This window comes from Deinococcus aerolatus (genome assembly GCF_014647055.1).
Taxonomy (GTDB): Bacteria; Deinococcota; Deinococci; order Deinococcales; family Deinococcaceae; genus Deinococcus; species Deinococcus aerolatus.
Genome location: NZ_BMOL01000002.1, coordinates 262,941 through 288,889, shown reverse-complemented (window position 1 = coordinate 288,889; position 25,949 = coordinate 262,941). Strand labels below are relative to the sequence as shown.

Below are 25,949 nucleotides of genomic sequence, written 5' to 3'. Positions count from 1 at the left end.
CCACAAATGGCAAACGGCTCTACACAATGCCGCCCAGGTATTCCACCACATCCGCCTTGATGGGCATGAAGTAAGCGTGCTGGCCGCGCTCGCGGGCGAACGTAAGCAGTTCGGCAGCAAACCGGCGGTTCCACTCCAGCGTGGGCTGGAACTGCCGGGGAAACACCGCGTGGTTGCGCGTGCGCCAGTAGCCCAGTGAGCCCTCGGACGTGACGGACGTGGCCCCCCACCACACCTCCACGCCCTCCGGCAGCAGGTCGGCGTAGGTGTCCATCAGGCGCAGGTCGAAGAAAGGCTGGGTGAAAAAGCCACAGGCCCCGGCCTCCAGCTTGCGTTCCAGGTAGTCCTGCTCACGCGCGAGCGACTGGCGGTAGGGGTCCAGCCCCGCATAGACCTTCAGGTGCGGCAACTCGCGGCGAATGCGGCGTATGGCCTGCTCGGCGTCCACGTTATAGACCCTGGCGCGCATGTCACTGGGCGCGTCGCCGGTAATCACGATCACCTCGTCAATACCGTGTTCGTTCAGCTGCGCGGCCATCGGGAGCGGTTCATGCGGATTCAGGTCCACCGCCCGGATGTGCGGAATGGCCCGGTAGCGGGGGCGGGCAAAGGCGCAGCCGTGCCACGAACGCGTGCTAAAGCGTGGAAAGTCCGGAATGTTGATGGTGTCCGCGCCGGGCAGGTGTTCGGCCACAGCCGCGAGTTCTGCCCGCAGCCCGGAGCGCGAGCGGGGAACCAGTTCGATGGAGACGCGGGTCACTGCGGGTGGCCTGCGGCGACAGTTGCAAGGGTCTGGGGGGCATCGCTGCTTATGAATGTCGGTTCCGCCGGGTCATATGCCAGCAAAGGCCCCAGCCAGCGCTCGGCTTCCTCCACGCTCCAGCCCTTGCGCCCGGCGTAATCCTCCACCTGATCACGCCCAATGCGGCCCACCGCCAGATACCGCGCTTCCGGGTGGGCAAAATACAGGCCCGACACGGCGGCGGCAGGGGTCATGGCGCAGGACTCGGTGAGGTGCAGGCCGATTTCCCCGGCCCCCAGCAGCGAGAACAGCGTGCGTTTCTCAGTATGGTCCGGCTGGGACGGGTAGCCGGGTGCGGGGCGGATGCCGTCGTAGCGCTCGCGGATCAGGTCATTGTTGTCCAGCGTCTCAAGGGGCGCGTAGCCCCAGTGCCTCACCCGCACGTCGCGGTGCAGCTTTTCTGCAAAAGCCTCGGCCAGTCGGTCGGCCAGCGCCTTGATCAGAATGGCGTTGTAGTCGTCATGGTCTGTCTCGAAGGCGCGGGCCAGTTCCTCTGCGCCGTGGATGGCCACCGCGAATGCGCCGATGTGGTCTCCCCGGTACGCGATGAAGTCGGCCAGCGCCCCGTTGGGTGTGGCCTGATCGCGCTGCTGGCGCAGGGTATGCAGGACGGTGTCCTGCGGCAACGCCTCGCGTCCTGCCGCGATCTCATGGGTCTGATGGTCCAGCGTGTCGCGCACCCCGATGCCGTGCGTTCCCGCCTCCGCCTTCACCACGATGTCGTCGCCACGCCGCTCGGCGGGCCACAGGCCGATCACGCCCCGCGCCGTCAATAAGCCCTCGTCGATCACGCGGCGCAGCAGGGCCTGGGCGTCGGCAAACAGCGTGCGGGCCTGTTCGCCGCGCAGCGGATCGGTCAGGATGTTGGGGTAGATGCCCTTCATCTCCCAGGCGATGAAGAACGGCGTCCAGTCGATGTAGTCCAGCAATTCGGTCAGCGGCTGCTCGATGATCTGCCGTCCCGGTTCGCGCGGCGCGGGGGGCAGGGCGGGGGAGACGCGCGGGGCACGTTCGCGGGCCGTCTCGATGGGAATCAGGCGCACCTCGCGCTTGCCGTGGCGTTCGCGCAGGGCGTCGTATTCGGCCTGGATACGCTTCTGCACCCCTGCCGGATCGGCCAGGATGTCAGCGGTGGTGGTGACGGCGCGGCTGGCATCCAGCACATGCACCACCAGCCCAGCGTAGGCCGGATCAATCTTGACCGCTGTATGCGCCCGACTGGTGGTGGCCCCGCCGATCAGTAGCGGCAGCGTGCCGCCCCGGCGGGTCATCTCGCGGGCCACGCCCACCATCTCATCCAGGCTGGGGGTGATCAGGCCGCTCAGGCCGATCACGTCCGCGCCGATGCGCTCGGCCTCGTCCAGAATCCGCTCGGTGGGCACCATCACGCCAAGATCGGTGACCTGATAGCCGTTGCAGGCCAGCACCACGCCCACGATGTTCTTGCCGATGTCGTGCACGTCGCCCTTGACCGTGGCCAGCAGTACCTTGCCCTTGCCGCCGACCTCCTGCTTCTCGGCCTCCATGTAGGGCGTCAGGTGGGCCACGGCGCGTTTCATCACGCGGGCGGACTTGACCACCTGCGGCAGGAACATCTTCCCGGCCCCGAACAGGTCACCCACCACGTTCATGCCGTCCATCAGCGGCCCCTCGATCACCTTCAGCGGCGAACCCAGCTCGCGGTACGCCTCCTCGGCGTCCTCCACCACGAAGTCGGTGATGCCGGAGATCAGCGCGTGCTTGAGCCGCTCGTTCACAGGACGCTCGCGCCACTCGCTCTGGGCGGCGGCCTCGCGCTTCACCCCCTTGTAGCTCTCGGCCAGCGCCAGCAGGTTCTCCGTGGCATTCGGTGTGCGGGCCAGAATCACGTCCTCCACCGCCTCGCGCAGTTCCGGCTCGATGTCCTCGTACACCGCCAGCATCCCGGCGTTCACGATGCCCATGTCCAGCCCGGCGCGGATGGCATGGTACAGAAAGACCGAGTGCATCGCCTCGCGCACGTGGTTGTTGCCCCGGAACGAAAACGACACGTTGCTGATACCGCCCGACACCAGCGCTCCCGGCAGGTTGGCCTTGATCCAGCGGGTCGCCTCGATGAACTCCAGTGCGTAGCGGTCATGCTCTTCCAGGCCCGTCGCCACCGTCAGCACGTTGGGATCAAAGATGATGTCCTGCGGCGGAAAGTCGGCCTGTTCGGTCAGCAGCCTGTAGGCGCGGGCGGTGATCTCCTTGCGCCGTTCCAGGTTATCGGCCTGCCCCGTCTCGTCAAAGGCCATAACGACGGCGGCGGCCCCGTAGCGCCGCAGCAGCCGCGCCCGCTCCAGAAACTTGGCCTCGCCGTCCTTGAGGGAAATGCTGTTCACCACGCACTTGCCCTGCACCCGCTTGAGGCCCGCTTCCAGAATCTCCCACTTGCTGCTGTCCAGCATCAGCGGCACCCGCGAGATGTCCGGCTCCCCGGCCAGCAGGTTCAGGAACTTGACCATTGCGGCCTCGCCGTCCAGCATGCCCTCGTCGAAGTTGATGTCCACGATCTGCGCGCCGTTCTCCACCTGCTGCCGCGCGATCTTGAGGCCGGTGTCAAAGTCCCCGGCCAGAATCGCCTTGTTAAATCTGGGGCTGCCGGTGACGTTGGTACGTTCACCTACGTTGACAAAGTTCAGTTCTGGGGTGACCGTCAGCGCTTCCAGGCCGCTGAGGCGCAGGAAAGGCGGCAACTTGGCGGCGGTGCGCGGCTTGATCCTCGCCATCTCGTTGGCAATGGCGCGGATATGTTCTGGTGTGGTTCCGCAACAGCCGCCCACGATATTGACCAGCCCCTCGCGGGCGAAATCAGCCAGCACCGACGCCGTGTGTTCGGGCGTCTCGTCGTACTCGCCGAAAGCGTTGGGCAGACCCGCGTTGGGGTGGACCGACACCAGCGTTTCGGTGTTCGCTGCAATGGCCCGCAGATGGGGCCGCAGCAGGTCCGCGCCCAGCGCACAGTTCAATCCCAGGCTGAACAGGTTGGCGTGCGCCGTGCTGATGGCGAAGGCTTCGGGCGTCTGTCCACTCAGCGTGCGGCCCGAGGCGTCGGTGATGGTGCCGGAAAGCATCACCGGCAGCGTCCTGCCCGTGCGCGCGAACGCCTCCTCGCAGGCGAACAGCGCGGCCTTGGCATTCAGCGTGTCGAACACGGTTTCCAGCAGCAGCAGGTCGGCCCCGCCCACGATCAATCCCTCGGCGGCGGCGGCGTAGGCGTCTACCAGGCTGTCGAAGGTGACGTTGCGAAACTCTGGTCTTTCCACGTCCGGCGACAAGGTGGCGGTGCGGTTCGTCGGCCCGATGGCCCCGGCCACCCAGCGCGGTTTGCCGTCGGCGGCCTCGAACTCGTCGGCCACCTCGCGGGCCAGCCGTGCGCCGGCCTCGTTCATGGCGCGGGCCAGGGCTTCTGTGCCGTAATCCGCCTGCGAGATGGTGGTGCTGTTGAAGGTGTTGGTGCTGGCGATGTCCGCGCCCGCCCCGAAATACGCGCGGTGGATGTCCCGGATCACGTCCGGGCGGGTCAGTTGCAGCAGATCGAAATTGCCCCGATACATCCGCAGGGGATCGGCTCCATCGAACCTGAAATCCGCCTCGTTCAGGTTGGCCCGCTGCAGCATGGTGCCCCACGCGCCGTCCAGCACCAGGATGCGTTCACGCGCCGCAGCGCGAATATCCCTGTTCATTGTCCACCTCTTTGAAACCAGACCGCGTGTGCGGCCTGAACACGTCGTTGCGCCCTGTCCCGTGCGGCGCCCACTTCCGGCCATCGCGTCCCGCCCGCGCCATCGTCGGCGCACCCCAGCAGGAGGCTTTTCTGAAAGGCACCGTGGCCGCGATGGGGGCCGGTTGCCGCGCCGTCAATGGGCAGAAAAAACCCTCGGACGCTCTGGATGACCGCGCTTTGAGGGCGCGATAGGGCAGAGGATAGCGCGGCGTAGAGGGATCAAAAGGGGGGTGGGGTGGACAGGTTGGCTTTGGGACGGTGGTGGCCACCTGTCTGGCTGCGCCCTGCCAGCCGAACCGTGATGGTTGAGGACGACGAGGCAGCCCTCAGCCGACTTCTCAACGAAGAGAAGGACGAAGCGTCTGGGAACGGCCTTCTAGGCCTGGGCCATATATCGGTTGTTGCCCCCGCCCGCGTTCGCCATGTGTCCACATGTCAGAGCGAGGTGCGGGAGCGGCAGTCGGCGTAGGGGCCGGTTGAACCTTACTTCTTAACCTTACTTCGTCATTTCATTTTTCAATTTCTCGAAGGCTTCTGGGCGGTTCAGGAGGCGCCAGTTCAGGACGCTCGGGCCGCTCAGTTCGCCGACGCTCTGGCTGGCGCAGTCGTACTTGGCGTTGGTTTTCCGCATGATTGGCCAGACTGCCGCCGCTGCACGCCCGGCCACGTCCCGGCGGGGAATGGTCCCCAGCATGCGCGAATCCTCCGAGCCGTTGGCGGTGCGGTTGTCCCCCATCACGTAATAATGACCCTCGGGAACGGTAATTTCCGGCTCTGTGGGCACCACGCCGTAGGGTTCAGATGAGAAAGCATTGTTCGCCAGTGAGCTCTGGGCATCCCAGCAGCCCTGCTGCCGCCAGTAGTCGGTGGTCCAGCTGGAATCGAGTTTGACGCTGTTGACGTACACCTCGCCCGCATCCACCCGGATGCGGTCGCCCGGCAGGCCAATTACGCGCTTGATCAGAAATGGGCGGTATTCCCACAGCCCGAAGAAGTCTTTGCGCAGGTTGGGCACTTTCTCAAAGGCCTCGCGCGGGGGCTTGAAAATCACGATGTCGCCCCGGCTGAAGTCGCCCACGCCCGCCTTGTGCAGCCACGTCTCGTACTTGGGCACGAACACGCGCTCGCGGTCGCGCAGGTTGGGCATCATGCTCACGCCGTCCACGCCCACCAGCGTCGCCACGAACTGGGTGATCACCACCGCAAAGACAATGGGTTCTAGAAAATCCTTCCACACCTTCTGAAGGGTGGTGGGTGCGGCGGACTGAAGTCTGGTCATGCACCGCGCAGGATAGCGGATTGAGGGTTGGCAGAGGGTTAACGGGTCAGCCCGTCCAGCGCCCTTTCCTCAACTGCCGTCCAGGAGTGCTTTCAAACGCGGCAGTTCCGCCGTCGCGGCGTCCCGCCCCGCCGCGATGGCCTGCCCGGTGCGGTTGAAGTCCATCAGGTCGATGCTGCCCAGATCCGGGCGCAGCAGCACCTCGGGGCGGTAGAGGCTGAGACGGGCGTCGGTCAGCTGCGCCTGCATGATCTCCACCGCGCGCCGCAGCGCCCGCACCGGCCCCAGGTGGGCCTCGCGTTTCCAGATCAGGACCCGGCGTTCGTGCAGTTCCAGGGCGTCGGGGGCCGTCACGTCCACCGCCAGCACCTTTTGTACCCCCAGAAACAGCGCGGCGTCCACCGGTACTTGGTTCAGGATGCCCCCGTCCGAGAGCAGCATGTCGCGCATTGGCACGCTATCCAGCGCCCCCGGATACGCGCTGGTGGCCCGCAGGGCGTCATGCAGGCTGCCGCGCGTCAGGTACACGCCCCGGCCGGTCAGCATGTCGGTGGCGGTGATGGCCAGCGGGACCGTCAGTTCTTCGAAGGTCAGCGGCAGGTGCTGGGCCAGCCAGCCTTCCATGGCCGAGATCTTCAGGAGTCCGGTGCCGGGCCGCCAGTCCAGCAGGCGCCGCCACGACACCGTACCCGAGATGCGTTCCAGTTCCGCCCCGCTGTAGCCCGCCGCGATAAAGGCCCCCACCAGCCCGCCCATGCTGGTGCCGGTCACCACGCTGGGCGTCAGGCCGGCGTCCTCCAGTACCTGCCACACGCCGATGTGGGCCAGCCCGCGTGCGCCGCCCCCGCCCAGCACCAGCCCGAACCCCTTCATGGCCCTGCCCCACGCCCGACGCTGCCCATGTCCGCGATTGTAGCCCCGTGCGGCGGCCATCATGATTCCGGGCACCGTGGGTGCCCCATAAGCCTCGGCCGGCCCAGCCTTTTGATCTTTATTGATCGACTCTGGCGGCGGTTCCATGCGCTACTGTATGGACAATGGCTCTGGCGGGACAGGTGGTGGGCGACGGTGTGCGGCTGATCCGGCCCATCGGACGCGGCTCTCACAGTCTGGTGTATTTTGCGGTGGACGCCCAGGGGCAACCCTGCGCCGTCAAGGTGTTTCTGCCGGAGATGCAGGACTTCGCCGAGCGTGAGTACCAGCATTCCCGCGGCCTGGATCACCCCCGCCTGGCGTATGTGCTGGGGCGCGGTGCCCTGGAGGGCCGCCCTGTGCTGATCAGCACCCTGGCCCGCGGCGAGGTGCTGTTTTCGCGCTACACCCGGCGCCCTGCCCTGCGGGTGGATCGCCGCGCGTTTCTGCTCACGCTGGCGCATCTGCTGGACGCGCTGGCATACCTGCATTCGTGTGGCCTGGTCCACCGCGACATCAAACCGGAGAACATCGTGGTGGAGCCGGACGGCAGCGCCAAGCTGGTGGACCTGGACCTGTCCGGCCCGGCCCTGGAAGCCTTTCCGGTGCCCACCCGTTTCGGGACGGCGGCCTTCCAGAGTCCCGAAGCGTCCCGGGGCGAACCGCTGGGGCCAGAGGCGGATCTGTACGGCGTGGGCATGCTGCTGGGCTGGGGCATCTTCGGTGCGCTGCCGGACCCCACCGGTTCTGCGCCCTACCACCCGGACCCGCTCTGCCCGCTGTACCTGACCCTCACACGTCAGGACCGCGGGCAGCGCCCTGCTGACGCCGCCTGGGTGCGGGAGAGGATTCTCAAGCTGTCGAACCTGAACATCTGATAGCGGCCAGGGCTGGCCGGACCGAGAAGTCCAGAAGCCTACGTCAGGATGATGCGCGCCTCGTTGGGCCGCAGGCCCGCGCCGCTCCGGGGCTGATCGTTGCGGGAACTGAGCAGCGTGTGTCCCGCCGCCACGTCACCCAGGACATGCTCACCCGCGCCGAAGTTCAGCAGGATGGTCAGCGTCTCACCACCCAGGCTGCGGCGGAAGGCGAACACGTCCTCGTGACCGCTGTCCACGCTGTGGTACGCGCCGCCCACCAGGGCCGGGTGCTGCTGGCGCAGGGCGGTCAGGGCGCGGAAATAGCTCAGGTCGCTGTGCGGGTCCGCCTGCTGCGCCTGGACGTTGGTGGTCTGATAGTCGTCCGCCAGCGGCAGCCAGGGCGTGGCTGCGGCAGGGCTGAATCCGGCGTTGGCCGTGGCGTCCCACTGCATGGGGGTGCGTTCCGGGTCGCGGCTGGCGGCGGGGGAGTCGGGCTGCTGCAACCCTGCCGGGTCCACCATGCGTTCCAGGGGAATCCTGACGTTGTCCATGCCGATCTCGTCGCCGTAGTACACCGTGGGCGTGCCGCGCAGGGTCAGCAGCAGGGTCTGGGCCACCCGGTACTGCGCCGCGCCCACCCGTGATTTGAAGCGGTGCTGATCGTGATTGCCCAGGACCCAGTTGGGCCAGGTGCCGATCTTGAGGCACGCGGCGTCGTAGCTGTCGGCGAACTCGCGCACCGCCTGGGCCTGCCAGGGCCGCAGAATCAGGTGGAAGTTGAAAGGCAGGTGCACCATCGCCGCGTCCTCGGTTCCGGCGTAGGGCAGCAACTGCTCGACCGGCAGGTAGATCTCGCCCACCATCATGCGGTCCTCGAATTCGTCCAGCACGGCCCGCATCTCGCGGATGTACTGGTGGGTCTCCGGCTGGTCCTGGGTGTAGATGTGCTGCACGCTGTTGTGCTCAATGTCGCCCGGCAGCCACTCCGGGTTGACGGGTTCGTCCAGAAAGCGCTCGTCCTCGGCCAGCAGCCAGATCACGTCCACCCGGAAGCCGTCCACGCCCCGGCGCATCCAGAAGCGCAGCACGTCGAACATCGCTTCACGTACCGCCGGGTTGCGCCAGTTCAGGTCCGGCTGGCTGGGCAGGAACTGGTGCAGGTAGTATTGCCCGCTCGCCTCATCCAGGGTCCACGCCGGGCCGCCAAAAAAGGATTTCCAGTTGTTGGGTAACCCGCCGTCCGGGCCGGGGTCACGCCACACGTACCAGTCGCGCTTCTCGCTGCCTTTGCCCTTCAATGCCTCCTGAAACCACGCGTGGTCCGCAGAGGAGTGGTTGGGCACATAGTCCAGCATGACCTTGAGGCCCAGGCCGTGCGCCTCCTGGACCAGTGCGTCAAAGTCGTCCAGGGTGCCGAACAGCGGGTCGATGTCGCAGTAGTCGGCCACGTCGTAGCCGAAGTCGTGCATGGGGGACGTGAAGATGGGCGAGAGCCACGCCGCCTCCACGCCCAGGCTTTTCAGGTATGGCAGCCGCGCCGTGATGCCGCGCAGGTCACCCACGCCGTCGCCCGTGCTGTCCTGGAATGAACGCGGGTAAATCTGGTAGATGATGCCCTTCTGCCACCATTTGAGCTGTGCGGCCATCGCCTGCGCGGGTGCTGGATCGGTCATGCGGTCAGAGTAGCAGCAAAATCGGCATGACTTAATCGATACAGATGAGTGGGCGTGGCTGATCAGGAGGCGCTGAATCTGACCACTCCCGGATGTCGCTCCTGCGTGGCTCAACCCTGCACGGGGGACGCTTGCCGGTCCCTCCCTCCGGGTCAGTTGGCAGGAGTGTCGCTGCCGAGCCACACCGTCACATCCGCGCCCGGTACCCCTGGAACCTCAACCACCCGCCCGTACCCGACATCGCGCAGGACACGCTCGGCCTGTGGCCCGGACCCGGTGATGGTGGTGATGTCGGTGGCCTGGGTGCCGTTGGCAACGCTGACCCGCAGGTAGCCCAGCCCCTTCAGGCGGTCTTTCAGGCGGCGGGCGCTGCCGGCAGGAGCGGCAGTGTTGATCACGGCGACGCTCAGGCGACGCGGATCGTTGGGATCGCTGAAGTGGCGGTCCACCAGCGCCGACAGTGCGGCGCGGTCCGCCACCCAGGTGCCGCCCCCGCCGAAATTGCCCGGAACGGTGTGCATGGCAATCCTGGGGCCGCCCAGGGCCGCGCCCAGCAGCCCGGCCACCTGGTCACGGCTCAGGTTGCTTTTCATGTTGCCGTCCACCGCACCCACCATGCCCGGCACCCTCCACCAGTTCAGCGGATTCCTGACCTTGTTCATCAACGCGCCCAGAAAGTTCTGCTGCCGCGCCACCCGGCCGATATCGCCCAGGTTGTCCTTGCGGAAGCGCAGGTAGCCCTCGGCCTCCTCGCCGCTCAGGTGCTGCCGCCCCGCCTTGAGGTCGATGTGCAGGTTGCCGGCGTTGTCGTCGTACTGCATGTCCTGGGCCACGTCCAGCGTGACCCCGCCGGCGGCCTGGGTCATGGCACGCATGGCGTTCAGGGACAGCAGGACGTAGGCGTCGGCCCTGACGCCTGTCAGGGTCTGCACGGCGCCCACCAGCGCCTCCGGGCCACCGTGCGGATTGGACCCGTTGATCTTGCCCCAGCCGCTGCCGGGCACGTTGACCCAGGTGTCACGCGGAATGCTGAGCATGTTGGTGGTTCCGTCGGGCCGTACCTGGGCCAGCACGATGGTGTCGGTCAGGCCGCTGTAATCCTCAGGGCGGGTGGGCCACGGCCATACCGGAGCGCGCTCGTCGTATTTGGGGGTCACGCCGGCCAGCAGCACGGTAACCGGTCCGTCGGCCCTGTCTGGCAACGCCGCGTACCGGGACAGAAACGGAAAGGCGGGGGCCGCAAGGGCCACCCCGCCGGCCAGCACAACCAGACCAATCACACGACGCCGCACCCGTAGAGCATAGCGGCAAACAGGCGGGCCGGGCGAGCGCCTTTCGGATGAACTGTCTCAGGGCCAGCTGTGCCGGTTGCTGCCGTGAGTACAGCACGTGAAGACGGAAAGGGCCGGACCCTTTACCGGCCCGGCCCCTTCGTGCGTTTTGTTTTAGTTCAGGGTGACTTTGTTGGCAATAAGCGTGCTGGCCGACTCGTCGATCTCGCCCTCGACGGCCACGCTGGCGTCGGCGCGGTCACTGCCGAAGAACTCCTCGGCGGTGGTAGCCGAACCTTCAAACACCGTTTCTGGCGTGATGGTCACGGCGTAGTTGGCGTCGTTCTCGTTCAGGGTAAAGGTCTGGGCGGTGCCGTCGAAGTCGGTCACGGTGCCTTCCAGGCCGTCGCCCACGGCCATGTCGATTTCCTCGCCGACGGTGGCGTCGTCATCGTTGGTCATGGTGCTGTCCACGCCGGGGTCGGCGGCGTCGTCAGTGGCACCCTCGCCCTCACCGATGGCGTCGGTGGTGTCCACCGTGTCAGTCGTGTCAGTGGTGGTATCGACCACGGCCGGATCGGTGACGGTGGTTTCGGTGGTGGTGGTGGTGGTTTCTTCCTTGGGTGTGCAGGCGGCCAGCATAGAACCGGTCAGCAGAATCATAAGAATGTTTTTCATGCCCCAATTGTCCGTGCAAGGTTCATGACCCACATGAAAGGGGTTAGGCCTAACCTTTATCTCCGCCGGGCGTCGGCCTGATGCATGGGGTCACGGGCCCCGAGCGGGTCATCCTGTAAAGACGAAGATCCCGTCCTGGACCCCGACGTCCATGTGACCTCCGCCCTTCAGCGTGCCGAACAGCAACTCGTCGGCCAGCGGGCGCTTGATGCGCTCCTCGATGACGCGGGCCAGCGGCCGCGCGCCCATCTGCGGGTCGTAGCCCAGTTCGGCCAGCCGGGCACGGGCCTCGGCGGACACGGTCAGGGTGACCTTGCGCTCGGCCAGTTGAGTTTCCAGCTCGCGCAGGAACTTGTCCACGATGCCGGCCATGACCTCGCGCGACAGGGCGCGGAAGTAGATCACGGCGTCCAGCCGGTTGCGGAATTCCGGGGTGAAGGTGCGCTTGACCGCCTCGGCCTCCTCGCCTGCGCGGCCCTCGCGCCCGAAGCCCAGCGCGGGGCGGCTGGCATCGGCGGCCCCGGCGTTGGTGGTGAACACCAGAATCAGCCCGCGCCCGTCCACCTTCTTGCCTGCGTGATCGGTCAGGGTGCCGTGGTCCATCAGTTGCAGGAAGATGTTGTACACATCCGGGTGGGCCTTCTCGATCTCATCGAGCAGCAGCACCGCGTGCGGGTTCTTGGCCACCGCATCGGTCAGCAGGCCGCCCTGATCAAAACCTACGTAGCCGGGCGGCGCGCCGATCAGCCGCGCCACCGTATGGGCCTCCTGATACTCGGACATGTCGAAGCGGGCCAGATGGATGCCCAGCCGGTCGGCCAGCGCGCGGGCCAGCTCGGTCTTGCCCACGCCGGTCGGCCCGGCGAACAGGAACGTGCCCTGCGGTTTTTGCGCGTCACGCAGGCCCGCGCGGGCCAGTTTGACCGCACTGGCCACAGCCTCCACCGCGGCGTCCTGACCATAGACCCGGCCCTTTAGATCGCTTTCCAGCGTGGCAAGTGACTGGATTTCCTCGGCCTTGACCGCACCCACCGGCACACGGGCCATGTGGGCCACCGTGGCCTCAATGTCGGTCACGCCGAGCTGCCCTCCCGTCCCGGCGCTGCTGCGGGCGGCCCCGGCCTCGTCGATCACGTCAATGGCCTTGTCGGGCAGAAAGCGGTCCCGCAGGTGACGCACGCTCAGGCGCACGGCGGCGTCCAGCGCATCGGGCGTATAGGTAACGCCGTGGTGGTCGGCGTACCTGGGGGCCAGCCCGCGCAGAATTTCCAGCGCGTCTGTCTCGGACGGCTCGGCCACCTCCACGGTCTGGAACCGCCGCCACAGCGCCCGGTCCTTTTCCAGGTGGCGCAGTTCCGCCGGCGTGGTGGCCCCCATGACGCGCAGTTTGCCGCGGGCCAGCGCAGGCTTCAGAAGATTGGCGGCGTCGACGTTGCCACCTTCTGTGGCCCCTGCCCCCACCAGGGTGTGCAGCTCGTCGATGAACAGCACACTGTTCTTGCCGTCCAGCGCGGCCAGCACCGCTTTCAGCCTTTGCTCGAAATCACCCCGGTAGCGCGTCCCGGCCAGCAACGCGCCCAGGTCGAGCGCATAGACCGACGCCCCCTTCAAGAATCCCGGCGCCTTGCCGTCGGCCACGCGCTGCGCCAGCCCCTCGGCCAGTGCCGTCTTGCCCACCCCCGGCTCGCCCACCAGCACGGGGTTGTTCTTGCCGCGCCGCGCCAGGATATGCACCGCGCGGGTCAGTTCGGCGTCGCGTCCGATCACCGGGTCAAAGTCCCCGGCTTTTGCGGCGGCGGTCAGGTCCTGGGTGTAGGCCTCCAGGGGATCTTGCTCAGCTTCCGCCTCCGGCGCCCCCTCCTCGACACCGACCACGCGGCGCTCGCGGCTACGGCCTTCCACCTTCGCTGTGCCGTGAGAGACGTAGGCCAATACGTCCAGCCGGGTCACGCCCTGGGCCTCCAGCGTGGCGCGGGCCGGGGAGTCGTCTTCCTCCAGCAACTCCACCAGCACGCGCGCTCCGTCGGCGTCCTCGCCCCCCTTGCCGCTGGCGTGCAGTTGCAGGACTGCGCCCTGCACGACGCGGTGAAAACCCAGCGTGAAGTCCGGCTCGGCGTCCTCCACCGATTCCATCCCGTCCAGTTGCCTTTCCAGTTCGTCGCGCAGGCGTTCCACATCGGCCCCCACGGCCAGCAGCGCCTCACGGCCCTCGGGGTCATGTGTCAGTGCCAGCAGCAGATGTTCCAGCGTCACGTACTCATGCCCGGCCGTTCGCGCGTAGTCGGCGGCGCGGGCGATGGTGACCTGCAGATGATCGCCGATCATTCCTCTGCCTCCGGTTCGGCCACCACGCGCAGCGGATGGCCCTCCTGGCGGGCGTGGGCGGTCACCTGCGCCACCTTCGTCTCGGCCACGTCGCGGGTGTAGATCCCGGCCACACCCTGGCCCTTGTGATGCACCGCCAGCATGATCAGTTCGGCCTCCTGCTGGGCCTTGCGGAAGTACTGGGACAGCACCATCACCACGAAGTCCATCGGGGTGTAATCGTCGTTGAGCAGCAGCACGCGGTACAGCCGGGGCCGCCGCGTTGCAGTTCGTTCCAGGGTCTGGGTGCGGCCTTGTTCGTCACGGCCACCGTCACGGCGCGTCATGGGGCGAGTGTAGCGGGCGCGGCCAGCAGGCGGCGGGGCCGAGGTTACGGTGGCCCCAGAGCCGGAGACCGCGGTCCCCGCTGACCGTCCCGCCATTTCGCGTTCTGGCCCCGGAAAATCCGGTTCCGGCGTATTCTGGACCCATCTATGACCCCTACATTGCCGGACGCCTCCGTGCACGTCCGTGACCTGAAAAAGCAGTACGCCGTCCACGAGAAGGAGCCGGGCTTCATGGGCAGCCTCCGCAGCTTCGTGAGCCGCAAAACCAGGTACGTGGAGGCCGTCAAGGGCGTGTCGTTTGACCTCGCGCCCGGCGAGGTGGTGGGCTTTCTGGGGCCGAATGGGGCGGGGAAGACCACCACCCTTAAAATGCTCTCGGGGCTGCTGCACCCTTCGGGTGGCGTGGCGCGGGTGGCGGGCTTCGAACCGCGCAGACGCGAGACAGCCTTTCTGAAGCAGATCACCCTGGTCATGGGGCAGAAGCAGCAGCTGATCTGGGACCTGCCCGCGCTGGACAGCTTTCTGGTCAATCAGGCCATCTACGAGATTCCCGATGACCAGTACCGCGCCACCATGCGCGAATTCACGGACGTGCTGTCGCTGGACGGCATCCTGAAAAAACAGGTCCGCAAGCTGAGCCTGGGCGAGCGCATGAAATGCGAGCTGGCCGCCGCCCTGCTGCACCGCCCGAAAGTGCTGTTTCTGGACGAGCCGACGATTGGCCTGGACGTGAACATGCAGGAGGCCGTGCGCGCCTTTATCCGCGACTACAACGAGCGTTACGGGGCCACCGTGATCCTGACCAGCCACTACATGGCCGACGTGACGGCGCTGGCCCGGAGAATCCTGGTGATCGACCGGGGCCAGCTGGTGTTCGACGGCGATCTGGCGCGGCTGGCCGAGCAGGGCAGGGGCGGCGGCAAGACCGTGAAGCTCAAGCTGCGCCAGGCCGTCAGTGCCGAGCAGCTGGCCCGTTACGGCCACGACGTGCGGGTGGACGGCCTGAGCGCCGAACTGACCGTCCCCCGAGCCGAGGTCAGCGTGCGGGCTTCCAGACTGCTGGCTGACCTGGACGTGGCGGATCTGACGGTGGAAGACCCGCCCATCGAAGCGGTGATGGCGGAGCTGTTCGGGGCCGGCGAGAGGGCGGACGCGGCAAAGGAAGCGGCAAAGGAAGTGGTGGGCGGATGAAGAGGCTTGCCGTCTCAGTCTGGACATGTTCTATCCACGTCAGTCGCTCCCGCCAGAGGCACCCATGATCCGCAAGACCCGCGTTCTCTTCGCCACCCGCTTCGCGGAAATGGCCGAGTACCGCGCCGAGGTCATCATCTGGATGCTGTCGGGCACCATTTCGCTGGTGATGATGCTGGTATGGATGGCGCAGGCGGCGGCGGCCCCCGGCGGACAGATCGGCGGCTATGACGGCTCCGAGTTCGCCACCTATTTTCTGAGCGTGTGGCTGGTGGGGCAACTGCTGGTGGTGTGGGTGGGCTGGGAGCTGGATTTCATGATCCGTCAGGGCACGCTGTCGCCCAGGCTGCTGTGCCCGATGGATCCCATGTGGGCGGAATACGCTGCTCACGTCGCGGAGCGCTTCGTCCGTATAGGGCCGATGCTGGTGCTGCTGGCAATCTTCGCGTGGCTGTCCGGCGCGTCGTTTACCCGCGAGTGGTGGGCGTACCCGGTGGCGCTGGGCCTGTGCATTCTGGGCTTCACCTGCCGTTTCCTGTACGAGTACTCGCTGGGATTGCTGGCCTTCTGGACCGAGAGCAGCACCGCCTTCTCGGAGGTGGCGTGGCTGCTGTACGCCGCACTGGGCGGGCTGTTTGCCCCGCTGGCCTTTTACCCGCAGTGGGTGCAGAACATCGCGGTCTGGACGCCGTTTCCGTACATGCTGGGCCTTCCAGCGCAGCTGCTGGCGGGCAAGGCCACGCTGGGCCAGGCCGGCTTCGGCGCGCTGATCCTGTTCGGCTGGGTGGTGCTGTTCTGGTTTGTCCGGCTGGCCGTCTGGCGGCTGGGTCTGAAGAAGTACGGGGCGGTGGGGGCGTGAGCATGTTTGCAGCCTCCCCGATGACTCTCGGTTCTCAAGTTCAGAGGCCCGCATGACCCGTTACCTGCGCCTGATCCGCATTTTCACCGGGGCCACTATCTCGGCGCAGCTGGAATACCGGGCCAACTTCATCGGCGCCGTCCTGAGCAGTCTGGGACAGGTGGGCGTGGCGCTGCTGGCGATTGGCGTGCTGTTCGGACAGGGCATCGACACGGTGGGCGGCTGGACATTCCGCGAGGCGCTGCTGGTCACCGGGTTTTTCATCCTGACTGAGGGGTTTATTGCCGTGTTCGTGCAGCCCAACATGAGCCGCATTGCCGAGGCCATCCGTACCGGCAACATGGATTTCACCCTGCTCAAGCCGCTGGACGCGCAGTTCAGCGTCAGCACCCGCTACCTGAACGTGCTGCGTGTGCCGGACCTGTTGATCGGGCTGGGCCTGATCGTGTACGCGGCCTCGGCGCTGACCATTACCCCCGGCGGGGTGCTGATCGCCGCCGTGCTATACGCCTCGGCGCTGACCATCGTGTATTGCATCTGGCTGGCGCTGTCCACCACCGCGTTCTGGTTCGTCAAGACGCAGAACGTGGCCGAACTGTTCAACGGCATCTTCGGCGCGGGGCGCTTTCCGGTCACGGCCTTTCCGCTGCCCGTGCGTTTCGCCCTGACCTTTATCGTGCCCATCGCCCTGATCACCACCGTGCCCGCGCAGGCCATGACCGGTCGCCTGTCGCCCGCGCTGGCCGTGACCTCGCCGCTGCTGGCTGCCGGCCTGTTCGCCGTGACCCGCTGGTTCTGGCTGCGCGCGGTGGCCAGCTACACCAGTGCCAGCAGTTGAACGCGGCGGAGAGGCTGGAACGGCTGGCCGCCGCGCTGGCGCGTGAAGGTGTGGCCCTTCGGGAGGCGGCGGACCTGTCCAGCCGCGCCGCGCTGGAGGCCTCGTTGCAGGCGCAGGCCATCGCACTGAACGCCGACGCCCTGCGGCGGGTGGCCTGGGCCGCACTGGGGCAGCCCACGCCACGGGGCATCCAACCCACCCCTGAAGCCCGCGCCCGCCTGTCCCACCTGACCGAGCTGCGCGATGTGTTCTCGCCCTCTGATGCCGAACGGGTGGGCCGCGAATTCGCGGGCGAGCGGTGGCTGGCTCCTGATCTGCTGGCCGTGCGTCCGTGGCTGGACTCGCGCATCCCGCCGAAAGAGGTGGTCCGCGCCGTGATGCACTCGCAGTGGTCCGGACTGGTGGCGCTGCTGGGCGAATATGGCCCGTGGGTCTACGCCGCGAACGTGGCGGATTTGCAGCTGCTGGGGCGGCGGTACGGCGCACTGGTCCGGGCGGCCTCGCTGGCCCCGGAAGACACTGCCCTGGACGCGGCGTTGGGGCAGACGGACCATCCCTCCCTGCTGGCCCGGCTGGAAGCTGCGGACTACCGCCAGTCCGCCGGCCATTCGGGCGACCTGAAGGCGCTGGAAGTCGCCTTCTGGGACACGGCGCAGGCCCAGGCCCGGCGTGACTGGGAGGGCTGGCAGGCCCGGCGGGGTGGATAGGCTGGGCACCATAACGAATCGACTTGCCGGCAGGCGGGGCGTTCGCGGCGAGTGGGTCCGGTCCCTGGCACCGCTGTTCGCTGCGGGCATGGCCCTGGCGCAGTCCTCGCCTGCCGCAACGTTCGATCTGGGCGTGGGTGGGGTCAGGCGGCTCTGGGCAGTTCCATACTTCAGGGTGCCCGTGGCCTAAGTTAACGCCTTCCGGCGTGGTTAGCAGGTGCCTTTCCCCAGCCTAAAGCATGATCCAAGCCTAAGCATCGGCCATCTGGCGCACTTCACGGCGCAGCCCTACATTGACCGCATGCCCGACACCACGCCCAGACTGTTTCAACCGCTCAAACTTCACGGCCTGACCCTGCCCAACCGGATCGTCGTGTCGCCGATGTGCATGTACAGCGCCCAGAATGGGCTGGCCAACGATTTTCATCTGGTTCACCTGGGACAGTTCGCGCTGGCCGCGCCGGGATTGATCTTCACCGAGGCCGCCGCCGTCTCGCCTGAGGGCCGCATCAGCCCCGGAGACCTGGGCGTGTGGGCCGATGAGCACATCGTTCCGCTGGGCCGGATCACCGACTTCATTCACGCCCACGGCGGGCATGTCGGCATTCAGCTGGCTCACGCCGGGCGCAAGGCCAGCACCTACGCGCCGTGGCGCGGCAAGGGGGCCGTGCCGTACGAGCACGGCGGCTGGGGCGTGATCGGGCCGGACACCCACGCCTTCTCGCCAGAATACCAGCCTCCCCGCGCCATGAGCATCGATGATATCGAGCGCGTCGTTCAGGACTTCGTCTCGGCCACCCAGCGTGCGGAGATGGCGGGCTTCGACGTGGTGGAGGTACACGCCGCGCACGGGTACCTGCTGCACCAGTTCATGTCTCCGCTGTCCAACATCCGCACCGACGACTACGGCGGCTCCTTCGAGAACCGCACCCGCCTTCTGCTGCGGGTGGTGCGCGCCGTGAGAAGCGGCTGGCCCATGCACAAGCCGCTGTTCGTGCGCGTGAGCGCCACCGACTGGGCCGAGGGCGGCTGGGACCTGGAGCAGACGGTCCGGCTGGCCGCGCTGCTGGAACGCGAGGGCGTGGACGTGCTGGACGTCAGCAGCGGCGGCCTGACCACCGAGCAGCAGATCACGGCTGGCCCCGGCTATCAGGTGCCCTTTGCGGCGGCCGTCAAGGCGGCGGTGGACGGCCTGCAGGTCATGGCCGTGGGCATGATCGAGAACCCCGAGCAGGCCGAGGGCATCCTGCGAAACGGCGACGCCGATCTGATCGCGCTGGCCCGCCCGTTCCTTGGCGATCCCCACTGGGCGTGGCACGCCGCGCAGCAACTGGGCGTGGCCCCGGCAGTGGTGGCGCAGTATCAACGGGGCAACCGGCTGGATTAGCCCAGCACTTTTGCCGTCCCCCTGTCCCCCTCAGCCGTACACCGGCAGCTGGTCCGTGAAATGCCCGTCCAGCAGGTGCAGGACCCGGTCGGCATAACCGGCCAGCCGCTCATCGTGGGTAACCAGCAGCACCCCGGCGCCTTCCTCGCGGGCCAGGGCCACCAGCAGGCCCGCAACCGTGGTGGCATTAGCGCGGTCCAGGCTGCCGGTCGGCTCGTCGGCCAGCACCACCGCCGGGCCGGAAGCCAGCGCGCGGGCCACCGCCACCCGCTGGCGTTCCCCGCCGCTCAGCACCTCGGGCATGCTACTTTCCCGCCCAGCCAGCCCCACGCGTGACAGCAGGGCGTGGGCGCGGGCGGGGTCATGCTGTCCAGCCAGCCGCATGGGAATCAGGACGTTGTCCAGCACGTTCAGGTCCTCAAGCAGGTAATGGTGCTGGAACACCAGCCCCACCCGCCCGGCCCGCCGCACCGCCCGCGCCTGGGTGTCCAGGGTATCAGCCCGCTGCCCGGCCCACCAGACCTCGCCGGCGTCCGGCACGTCTAGCCCGCCCAGCAGGTGCAGCAGCGTGCTCTTGCCGCTGCCCGAGGGGCCGGTCACAGCGACCACCTCGCCCGGCTGAACCTGAAGAGAGACGCCGTGCAGCACGGTCAATTCCCCAAAGCTGTGGCGGACATTCAGGGCCTCAAGCGCGGCGGGCGGGTGGGCAGGAGCGGTCACGCGGCGCATCTTAACCCGCAGGCCTGCCGCTGACCCACAGGTCTTGCACTGGTTTGATGGCTTCATATTGCAACCCACTTTCCGTTTTCCCACGCTGTTCTCACGCTAGGCTGTGGCGGATGCCCGTCCTGGCCCAGTTGAAACGTAATCCTCTTTTTCTTGGCGTGGCCGACAACGCGCTGCGCGAGGTGGCCGGCGTGGTCACCCGCCGCCATTTTGCGGTGGGAGAGGTGGTGCTGGAGCAGCAGGCCACGGGCGAGGCGCTGCATCTGCTGGTCTCCGGTTCGGTGCGCGTTAGCCGGGTGGGGCCGGGCAGCCACGGGCGCGTGATGGGTGACGTGTACGCCCCCGGCGTGATCGGGGAGACGGCGGTGCTGGGCGGCGGCGAGCGCAGCGCTACGGTCCACGCCCTGAGCGACGTGGAGACCCTGATGCTGTACCGCACGCATTTCGAGCAGCTGCTGTCGCGCCACCCGAAGATGCTCTGGAACCTCAGCTCGATGCTTGTGGCACGGGTCACCCAGCTCAACGACGAGCTGATCGCCTTCGGCCTGAACACCGAGGCGGCCCTGAGTCACATCCTGACTGGCCAGTACCGTCAGCGGCTGGCCGCCGGCGTGCCCAACCCGGCGACGCTGCCGCTGAGCACCACCGACATCATGTCGCGCGTATCGGCCAGCCGTGAGACGGTGATGCGGGTGTTGCGCAAGCTGGAGCGCCAGGGTTTCCTGGTCACCACCCCCCACTGCGTGACCCTGCTGGACCCCCAGGCCATCGAGGACGTGGTCCTTGAGGAGCTGAACGCGGCCGAGTAGACCGGAGGCCCCGCCCGCCGACCCGCTATTGTGTCGTTATGAAACTGGTCAGAATGGAGTGGAACGGTGGAGCACACTGGGGCGAGGTCAGCGGGGAGACGGTGCACTTTACGGCCGGCATGGCCGGCTCCCGTACTGGCGAGGCGGCCCCCTTCAATGAAGCGGCGCTGCTGCCGCCTGCCGAGCCCACCAAGATTGTGTGCGTGGGCCGCAATTATCTGGACCACATCCGCGAGCTGGGCAATGACAAGGGTGACCTGCCCACCGAACCCGGCATCTTCCTGAAAGGTCCCAACGCTCTGGCCGAGCCGGGCGGCACGGTGGACGCCCCCGACTGGAGCGACAACTTCCACTTCGAGGGCGAACTGGCGCTGGTGATCGGCACGCGGGCGCGTGACCTGACGCCGGAAACCGCCCTGTCTGCCGTGGCGGGCTACACCTGCGGCCTGGACCTGACCGCCCGTGACCTTCAAAAACAAGATCTGCAATGGTTCCGCGCCAAGGCCGCCGACCGCTTCTGCCCGCTGGGGCCATGGCTGGAGACCGAACTAGACCCGGCGGACCTGCGCCTGCGGACCCGCATCAACGGCGAGACCAGGCAGGACAGCCGCACCAGCCTGATGATCTTCGACGTGCCGGCCATCCTGACCTACGTGACCCGGTTCGTGACCCTGGAACCCGGCGACGTGGTGCTGACCGGCACGCCGGAGGGCGTCGGCCCCATCAAGGCGGGCGACACCGTTGAGGTCGAGGTCGAGGGCGTGGGGGTGCTGGTGACGCGCATCGGGTGAAGTCTGGTAGACGGAACCCGGCACCCCAGTGAGCGCCGGGGGGGCCGAACTTGTCTGATCATCTTGAACTTCAGGTGGCTTGTACTTGTGGTTCTGGCGGGTGCGGTGTTCCCGGCTGCAGCACCGACGGCGCCCGTACCCGGTCCAACCTGCACCGTCAAGCCCTCCTCCGGCGTCGAGGGGGTCCTGCGGGCGATGGTGGGCGGAGAGCCGGTCCCCACTGGTGTACGAGTCTGTATCTCCTGTATGGCGGCCCACGCCAGCAAGGTATGGGCGTGGGCGGATGAGCTGGCGAGGAACGGTCGCCTGACTCAGGTGGGGGAACGCATGAAAAGAGCGGCCCGGAATCCATAGCGGATTGGCCCTCTCTCTGGACCCGACCGGGCGGGATAGACTGCCCGCCATGATTGGAAAAACCTACACCACCATGCTCGGCGGGCGCGAGCTGAGCATCGAGACCGGCAAGCTCGCCAAGCTGGTCAGCGGCAGCGTCACCCTGCGCTACGGCGACACCATGCTGCTGGTCACCGCCCAGGCCCGCGACGACAAGAGCACGCTGGACTTCCTGCCCCTGACCGTGGAATTCGAGGAACGCCACTACGCCGTGGGCAGGATTCCCGGCTCGTTCCACCGCCGCGAGGGCCGCCCCGGCGAGAAGGCCATCCTGGGGGCACGTATCACCGACCGGCAGATCCGCCCCCTGTTTCCCAAGACCTACCGCCACGAAACGCAGGTAATCATCACCGTGATCAGTGCCGACGGCCAGAATGCGCCGGACGTGCTGGGTCCGGTGGGTGCCTCGGCGGCCCTTTCCCTGAGTGACATTCCCTGGGCCGGGCCGACCGCCTGCGTGCGCGTGGGTCAGATTGACGGCCAGTACGTCATCAACCCCACCGCCGATCAGCTCAAGACCAGCCGGATGGATCTGGTGGTGGCCGGAACGAAGGACGCCGTGATGATGGTGGAGGCGGGCGCGCAGAACGCTTCCGAGGAAGATCTGGTGGCCGCGATCGAGTTCGCCCACGCCGAGATGCAGGGCGTGATCTCGCTGATCGAGACCATGCGCGACGAGATGGGCCAGGAAAAGTTCAACTTTCTGGAAGAGAGCGACCTGACCACCGATCTGGTGCCCGAAATCACCGAGAAGGCCAGGGCGGGCGGCCTGAGAGACGCGCTGCTGACCGTCAAGAAGAAAGACCGCAGTGCCCGCACCAAGGCGCTGCGGGACGGCATCATCGCCGGCTACGAGCCGGACCCCACCGCCGAGGGGGCCAAGGAGCGCATCACCGCGCTGAAGAACGTCTTCTACAAGGTGGAAAAGCAGGAACTGCGCCGCCTGATTCTGGAAGAGGACCTGCGCGCCGACGGCCGCAACTCCAGAACCGTGCGCCCCATCTGGATCGAGGCGCGGCCCCTGCCCCGCGCGCACGGCAGCGCCATCTTCACGCGCGGTGAGACGCAGGTGCTGGGCGTGACCACCCTGGGCACCGAACGCGACGAGATTCTGGTGGACGATCTGAGCGCCGAGGACAACGACAAGTTCCTGCTGCACTACAACTTCCCGCCGTACTCCACGGGCGAGGTCAAGCGCATGGGCGGGCAGTCGCGCCGCGAGATCGGGCACGGCAACCTGGCCAAGCGGGCCATCCGCGCCGTGCTGCCCTCCTTCGAGGAGTTCCCCTACGTGATCCGGATCGTGGGCGAGGTGCTGGAATCCAACGGGTCGAGCAGCATGGCCACCGTGTGTGCCGGAATCCTGTCGCTGATGGATGCGGGCGTGCCGATCAAGGCCCCGGTGGCCGGGGTGGCGATGGGTCTGGTCATGGAAGGCGGCAGCTACCGCGTTCTGACCGATATCCTGGGTTCAGAAGACGCGCTGGGCGACATGGACTTCAAGGTCTGCGGTACGGCGGAAGGCGTCACGGCGCTGCAGATGGACATCAAGGTGGGCGGCATCACCCCGCAGATCATGCGCGAGGCGCTGGCGCAGGCCCGTGACGGCCGCCTGCACATCCTGGGCAAGATGGCCGAGGTGCTGGCCGCGCCGCGCCCGGAACTGTCGCCTACCGCTCCGCGCATCATCACGGTCAAGATCAACCCCGAGCTGATCGGCAAGGTTATCGGGCCTGGCGGCAAGCAGATTCGCGAACTGGAGGCGATGGGCGCACAGATCACGGTGGAGGAGGACGGTACCGTCCGTATCTTCAGCGCCGAGAGCGCGAATGCCGAGGACGTGCGTGACCGGATCATGAGCATCACCCGTGAGGCCAAGTCGGGTGAGGAATTTGACGGCACGGTGGTCAAGACCACGCCGTTCGGAGCCTTTATCAACCTGTATCCCGGCCAGGACGGCATGCTGCACATCTCACAGATGTCCGAGGAGCGCGTGAACGCGGTGGAGGACGTGATGAACGTTGGCGATAAGTTGCGCGTCAAGATCGTGAACGTGGATGACCGGGGCAAGATCGACCTGATCCGCCCGGAACTGGAAGGCAAGATCGCCCCGCGCGAGGCCCGTCCGCCGCGCAGTGGTGGGGACCGGGGTGGCCGGCCCCCCAGACGCGACTGACCAGACGCGACTGAGCCCTGGACCGCGCCCGAAAAGAACGCCCGCTCTGCCAGATCTGCAGAGCGGGCGTTTTCCTGTGGTGGGATCAGCGGGTGGCGATCTTGGTGCGTTTCTCCAGCTGATCGGTAAACAGCGTCAGGACGGTGGTCAGGGCCAGGTACACCACGGCCACGGTGGTCAGCACCGGAATAGGCTGGAAGCTCTCGCTGCTGACCCGTGAACCGGCCAGTGTCAGTTCCAGCAGCGCGATGCTGGACGCCAGCGAGGAATCCTTGAGCAGCGCCACAATGTTGTTGACCAGCGGCGGCACCACGATCCGCAGCGCTTGGGGCAGCACCACAGTCGTCATGGTCTGCGGGCCGCTGAGGCCCAGGCTGCGGGCCGCCTCGCTCTGGCCACGCGGAATAGCCAGAATGCCGGCGCGGATGACCTCGGCGTTGTACGCGCCCACGTTCAGCGACAGGGCGATAACGGCGGACCAGAATTCGTTGAGTTGCAGGTCAATGCCGATGGCCGCCAGGATGCCCGGCAGCGCGTTGTACACGAACAGGATCTGCACCAGCAGCGGCGTGCCGCGCACCAGCCAGATAAAGAAGTTGGCGGGCGCCCGCACCCACGCGCTGGCACTGGTCTTCTGAATTCCCGCGATCATGCCGATCACGAGGCCGATCAGGCCGCTGACCACCGTGAGTTGCAGGGTCATCCGCGCCCCCTCTACGAACAGGTCAGCGCGCGGGCCGATCGGATCGGGCATCTGGCGAAGGACGAACGTGATCACGAAGAACAGCGCCAGGAACGCGGCCACTGCCCCCAACAACCACAGAAAGATTGAGGGGCCACCCGACTGGGGAGGACGAACAGCTTTCGGCGCGGTCATGCGCGGCGCTCTAACGGCAGGGGCAGACGGTGGCGAACACGGGATTTCATTTCGCCGATGATGCCACAGCTCACGTTGCCCGTTGCAGGTTGCCCCGGGGATGAGGCGGCGCGCCGGGCGCCCACCTGCAAAAAGCCGCACCTCCAGAAGGGAGGCACGGCGGGGAAAAGCTGTGGTTGAGAGAGGTTAGTTGGGGCGGCGGGCGGCGACGTTGGTCACGGCGGTGGTGGCTGCACTGCGCGCGCCGAAGATGCTCGCCAGCAGCGTCAGACCGGCCACCAGCAGCCAGCCCCAGCCGGCGGTACTGGCCGCACCACGGGCCGCCTGCTCGGCACTCTCCAGGGCCTGATCAGCCTGCTTCTCGAGGCGGTCCACCGACTGGTTGACCTCGGCCTGCACGTCCGTAGCTTCGGCGGTGCTCAGGCCCTGACGCTCCAGACGGGTCACGAACTGCGGACCACTAAGGGCCTTCTTGATCGAATCCACGCGGGCCTGGGCGAAATCGTCGATGTTGGCCAGGTCCACCTCGCCCAGATCGTTGCTGGCGCGGCGCACGATGCCCGAGATGACGTTGGCGGTGGCAGTCACCTGTTCCTGATCCAAGTCGGTGTTGTTGGCGATCAGTCCTTCGGCGTCGGCGGGCGTGATGTTGGCAAAGAAATTCTGAATGCCGGGCACCTGCGCGCCGCCCACACCAGCAGCGGTCGTGGCCGTGGTTGCTGCGCCCACCACACCGCTCAAGGCGTTGGTGGCCGTACCGAGAACGCGCGAGGCGCTATTAAAGGCGAACATCGTGGTGATCAGGACCAGCACGCTGCCCATGACCAGACCGGTCAGGGTGGCGTCGTCGTTAGTCATGGCCGCAATGCCGTCGTCGCTGCGGGTGGCGGGGGCGCTGGATCGTACGGCGGTCAGGCCCGCGAGGTATGCGCCCACCAGCGCGGCAATGCCAGTCCAGATGGCAGCCGCGATACCGACGCCGGTCAGGGTGAGCCCGGTTAGGGCCGTGATGATCAGACCCAGCGCGATGACGGTAAGGGTCGAGACCAGGCCGACCACCAGACCGGCCAGGACGCCGCGCCAGGAAAGACGGTGAGAATTGTAGTCACGGTTCAGGGTCATACTTGCTCCTTTTGCGCCGGCATGTGGGGGGCGAGATCAGGCCGACGCCGCGCCTCCGAACCGCTCTGGTTGCCGGAAACGCCTTTCATGGACCCAACTTAACTGGACCCGGCGAAATAGCGTGCAGCCCTAGGCTTAACGTGCTACTCATATGAAAACATTGTTTGGAACAGCGAAACGCCCGATTGAGGCTGGCTTA

21 protein-coding genes are annotated in these 25,949 nt (G+C 66.9%); 9 read left to right on the top strand and 12 right to left on the bottom strand.

Annotated features, from left to right (window positions below):
- Nucleotides 1-19 precede the first annotated feature (19 nt).
- The 4 genes from IEY31_RS04250 to IEY31_RS04235 form a co-directional block, all read right to left on the bottom strand.
- Nucleotides 20-760 (bottom strand): methylenetetrahydrofolate reductase, encoded by a 741-nt coding sequence (locus IEY31_RS04250; RefSeq protein ID WP_188969326.1) that lies wholly within the window; start codon nt 758-760, stop codon nt 20-22.
- Nucleotides 757-4,509 carry a methionine synthase gene (metH, locus tag IEY31_RS04245; RefSeq protein WP_188969323.1) on the bottom strand — a complete coding sequence of 1,251 codons (3,753 nt, stop codon included), beginning with the start codon at nt 4,507-4,509 and terminating at the stop codon, nt 757-759. The genes IEY31_RS04250 and metH overlap by 4 nt, the downstream gene beginning before the upstream one ends.
- Nucleotides 4,510-5,046: 537 nt before the next feature.
- Nucleotides 5,047-5,829 carry a signal peptidase I gene (gene lepB / locus IEY31_RS04240; RefSeq protein ID WP_188969321.1) on the bottom strand — a complete coding sequence of 261 codons (783 nt, stop codon included), beginning with the start codon at nt 5,827-5,829 and terminating at the stop codon, nt 5,047-5,049.
- Nucleotides 5,830-5,898: 69 nt separating this feature from the next.
- Entirely contained in the window at nt 5,899-6,702 is an 804-nt protein-coding gene (locus tag IEY31_RS04235; RefSeq protein ID WP_188969319.1) for a patatin-like phospholipase family protein, read from the bottom strand.
- Between the two features lie 164 nt (nt 6,703-6,866).
- Between IEY31_RS04235 and IEY31_RS04230 the strand changes: the two genes are divergently transcribed.
- Nucleotides 6,867-7,619: a serine/threonine-protein kinase gene (locus IEY31_RS04230; RefSeq protein WP_188969317.1), complete on the top strand. Its 753-nt coding sequence runs from the start codon at nt 6,867-6,869 to the stop codon at nt 7,617-7,619.
- A 38-nt stretch (nt 7,620-7,657) separates the two neighbouring features.
- On the opposite strand, the gene IEY31_RS04225 is transcribed toward IEY31_RS04230, so the two are convergent.
- From IEY31_RS04225 to clpS, 5 genes are all read right to left on the bottom strand, one after another.
- The gene (locus IEY31_RS04225; RefSeq protein ID WP_229723309.1) at nt 7,658-9,274 is read right to left on the bottom strand and encodes an alpha-amylase family glycosyl hydrolase; all 1,617 of its coding nucleotides are present in this window, start codon (nt 9,272-9,274) and stop codon (nt 7,658-7,660) included.
- A gap of 152 nt (nt 9,275-9,426) precedes the next feature.
- Nucleotides 9,427-10,566: an LCP family protein gene (locus IEY31_RS04220; protein WP_188969316.1), complete on the bottom strand. Its 1,140-nt coding sequence runs from the start codon at nt 10,564-10,566 to the stop codon at nt 9,427-9,429.
- A gap of 153 nt (nt 10,567-10,719) precedes the next feature.
- A complete protein-coding gene (locus tag IEY31_RS04215; RefSeq protein WP_188969314.1) occupies nt 10,720-11,223 on the bottom strand; it encodes a hypothetical protein in 504 nt (167 codons plus the stop codon).
- A gap of 108 nt (nt 11,224-11,331) precedes the next feature.
- Nucleotides 11,332-13,548: an AAA family ATPase gene (locus tag IEY31_RS04210; protein ID WP_188969312.1), complete on the bottom strand. Its 2,217-nt coding sequence runs from the start codon at nt 13,546-13,548 to the stop codon at nt 11,332-11,334.
- Complete coding sequence (gene clpS / locus IEY31_RS04205; protein ID WP_188969310.1) at nt 13,545-13,874, bottom strand: ATP-dependent Clp protease adapter ClpS; 330 nt, start codon at nt 13,872-13,874, stop codon at nt 13,545-13,547. The genes IEY31_RS04210 and clpS overlap by 4 nt, the downstream gene beginning before the upstream one ends.
- A 147-nt stretch (nt 13,875-14,021) precedes the next feature.
- Here clpS and IEY31_RS04200 point away from each other — a divergent pair, with 147 nt between their 5' ends.
- The 5 genes from IEY31_RS04200 to IEY31_RS04180 all read left to right on the top strand — a co-directional run bounded on the left by IEY31_RS04200 (nt 14,022) and on the right by IEY31_RS04180 (nt 18,856).
- A complete protein-coding gene (locus IEY31_RS04200) occupies nt 14,022-15,065 on the top strand; it encodes an ABC transporter ATP-binding protein (protein ID WP_188969308.1) in 1,044 nt (347 codons plus the stop codon).
- A 64-nt stretch (nt 15,066-15,129) separates the two neighbouring features.
- On the top strand, nt 15,130-15,924 hold the full coding sequence (locus tag IEY31_RS04195) for an ABC transporter permease (protein WP_188969306.1): 795 nt from the start codon (nt 15,130-15,132) through the stop codon (nt 15,922-15,924).
- Nucleotides 15,925-15,976: 52 nt separating this feature from the next.
- Nucleotides 15,977-16,762, top strand: a complete 786-nt coding sequence (locus tag IEY31_RS04190) for an ABC transporter permease (protein ID WP_188969304.1) — start codon at nt 15,977-15,979, stop codon at nt 16,760-16,762.
- Complete coding sequence (locus tag IEY31_RS04185; RefSeq protein WP_188969302.1) at nt 16,759-17,469, top strand: hypothetical protein; 711 nt, start codon at nt 16,759-16,761, stop codon at nt 17,467-17,469. Before IEY31_RS04190 ends, IEY31_RS04185 begins: the two co-directional genes overlap by 4 nt.
- Nucleotides 17,470-17,770: 301 nt before the next feature.
- Entirely contained in the window at nt 17,771-18,856 is a 1,086-nt protein-coding gene (locus IEY31_RS04180; RefSeq protein WP_188969300.1) for an NADH:flavin oxidoreductase/NADH oxidase, read from the top strand.
- A 30-nt stretch (nt 18,857-18,886) separates the two neighbouring features.
- Here the strand turns inward: IEY31_RS04180 and IEY31_RS04175 are convergent, their stop codons facing one another.
- On the bottom strand, nt 18,887-19,585 hold the full coding sequence (locus IEY31_RS04175; protein WP_188969298.1) for an ABC transporter ATP-binding protein: 699 nt from the start codon (nt 19,583-19,585) through the stop codon (nt 18,887-18,889).
- Nucleotides 19,586-19,695: 110 nt separating this feature from the next.
- Between IEY31_RS04175 and IEY31_RS04170 the strand changes: the two genes are divergently transcribed.
- The 3 genes from IEY31_RS04170 to pnp all read left to right on the top strand — a co-directional run bounded on the left by IEY31_RS04170 (nt 19,696) and on the right by pnp (nt 23,751).
- Nucleotides 19,696-20,391 (top strand): Crp/Fnr family transcriptional regulator, encoded by a 696-nt coding sequence (locus tag IEY31_RS04170; protein WP_188969296.1) that lies wholly within the window; start codon nt 19,696-19,698, stop codon nt 20,389-20,391.
- Between the two features lie 38 nt (nt 20,392-20,429).
- Nucleotides 20,430-21,182 carry a fumarylacetoacetate hydrolase family protein gene (locus tag IEY31_RS04165; RefSeq protein ID WP_188969294.1) on the top strand — a complete coding sequence of 251 codons (753 nt, stop codon included), beginning with the start codon at nt 20,430-20,432 and terminating at the stop codon, nt 21,180-21,182.
- 403 nt (nt 21,183-21,585) lie between these two features.
- On the top strand, nt 21,586-23,751 hold the full coding sequence (pnp, locus tag IEY31_RS04160; protein WP_188969292.1) for a polyribonucleotide nucleotidyltransferase: 2,166 nt from the start codon (nt 21,586-21,588) through the stop codon (nt 23,749-23,751).
- 85 nt (nt 23,752-23,836) lie between these two features.
- Here pnp and IEY31_RS04155 read toward each other — a convergent pair whose 3' ends face one another.
- Nucleotides 23,837-24,628, bottom strand: coding sequence for an amino acid ABC transporter permease (locus tag IEY31_RS04155; protein WP_188969290.1), 792 nt, complete (start codon nt 24,626-24,628; stop codon nt 23,837-23,839).
- A gap of 186 nt (nt 24,629-24,814) precedes the next feature.
- Nucleotides 24,815-25,750: a hypothetical protein gene (locus IEY31_RS04150; protein WP_188969288.1), complete on the bottom strand. Its 936-nt coding sequence runs from the start codon at nt 25,748-25,750 to the stop codon at nt 24,815-24,817.
- Nucleotides 25,751-25,949 lie beyond the last annotated feature (199 nt).

Excerpts from the sequence above, each read along its gene's own strand:
- pnp (WP_188969292.1), top strand. The coding sequence starts at position 21,586 with ATGATTGGAAAAACCTACACCACCATGCTCGGCGGGCGCGAGCTGAGC.
- metH (WP_188969323.1), bottom strand. The coding sequence starts at position 4,509 with ATGAACAGGGATATTCGCGCTGCGGCGCGTGAACGCATCCTGGTGCTG.
- clpS (WP_188969310.1), bottom strand. The coding sequence starts at position 13,874 with ATGACGCGCCGTGACGGTGGCCGTGACGAACAAGGCCGCACCCAGACC.
- IEY31_RS04180 (WP_188969300.1), top strand. The coding sequence starts at position 17,771 with ATGCCCGACACCACGCCCAGACTGTTTCAACCGCTCAAACTTCACGGC.
- IEY31_RS04170 (WP_188969296.1), top strand. The coding sequence starts at position 19,696 with ATGCCCGTCCTGGCCCAGTTGAAACGTAATCCTCTTTTTCTTGGCGTG.
- IEY31_RS04230 (WP_188969317.1), top strand. The coding sequence starts at position 6,867 with ATGGCTCTGGCGGGACAGGTGGTGGGCGACGGTGTGCGGCTGATCCGG.
- IEY31_RS04155 (WP_188969290.1), bottom strand. The coding sequence starts at position 24,628 with ATGACCGCGCCGAAAGCTGTTCGTCCTCCCCAGTCGGGTGGCCCCTCA.
- IEY31_RS04225 (WP_229723309.1), bottom strand. The coding sequence starts at position 9,274 with ATGACCGATCCAGCACCCGCGCAGGCGATGGCCGCACAGCTCAAATGG.
- lepB (WP_188969321.1), bottom strand. The coding sequence starts at position 5,829 with ATGACCAGACTTCAGTCCGCCGCACCCACCACCCTTCAGAAGGTGTGG.
- IEY31_RS04150 (WP_188969288.1), bottom strand. The coding sequence starts at position 25,750 with ATGACCCTGAACCGTGACTACAATTCTCACCGTCTTTCCTGGCGCGGC.
- IEY31_RS04200 (WP_188969308.1), top strand. The coding sequence starts at position 14,022 with ATGACCCCTACATTGCCGGACGCCTCCGTGCACGTCCGTGACCTGAAA.
- IEY31_RS04165 (WP_188969294.1), top strand. The coding sequence starts at position 20,430 with ATGAAACTGGTCAGAATGGAGTGGAACGGTGGAGCACACTGGGGCGAG.
- IEY31_RS04190 (WP_188969304.1), top strand. The coding sequence starts at position 15,977 with ATGACCCGTTACCTGCGCCTGATCCGCATTTTCACCGGGGCCACTATC.
- IEY31_RS04175 (WP_188969298.1), bottom strand. The coding sequence starts at position 19,585 with ATGCGCCGCGTGACCGCTCCTGCCCACCCGCCCGCCGCGCTTGAGGCC.
- IEY31_RS04235 (WP_188969319.1), bottom strand. The coding sequence starts at position 6,702 with ATGAAGGGGTTCGGGCTGGTGCTGGGCGGGGGCGGCGCACGCGGGCTG.
- IEY31_RS04215 (WP_188969314.1), bottom strand. The coding sequence starts at position 11,223 with ATGAAAAACATTCTTATGATTCTGCTGACCGGTTCTATGCTGGCCGCC.
- IEY31_RS04210 (WP_188969312.1), bottom strand. The coding sequence starts at position 13,548 with ATGATCGGCGATCATCTGCAGGTCACCATCGCCCGCGCCGCCGACTAC.
- IEY31_RS04195 (WP_188969306.1), top strand. The coding sequence starts at position 15,130 with ATGATCCGCAAGACCCGCGTTCTCTTCGCCACCCGCTTCGCGGAAATG.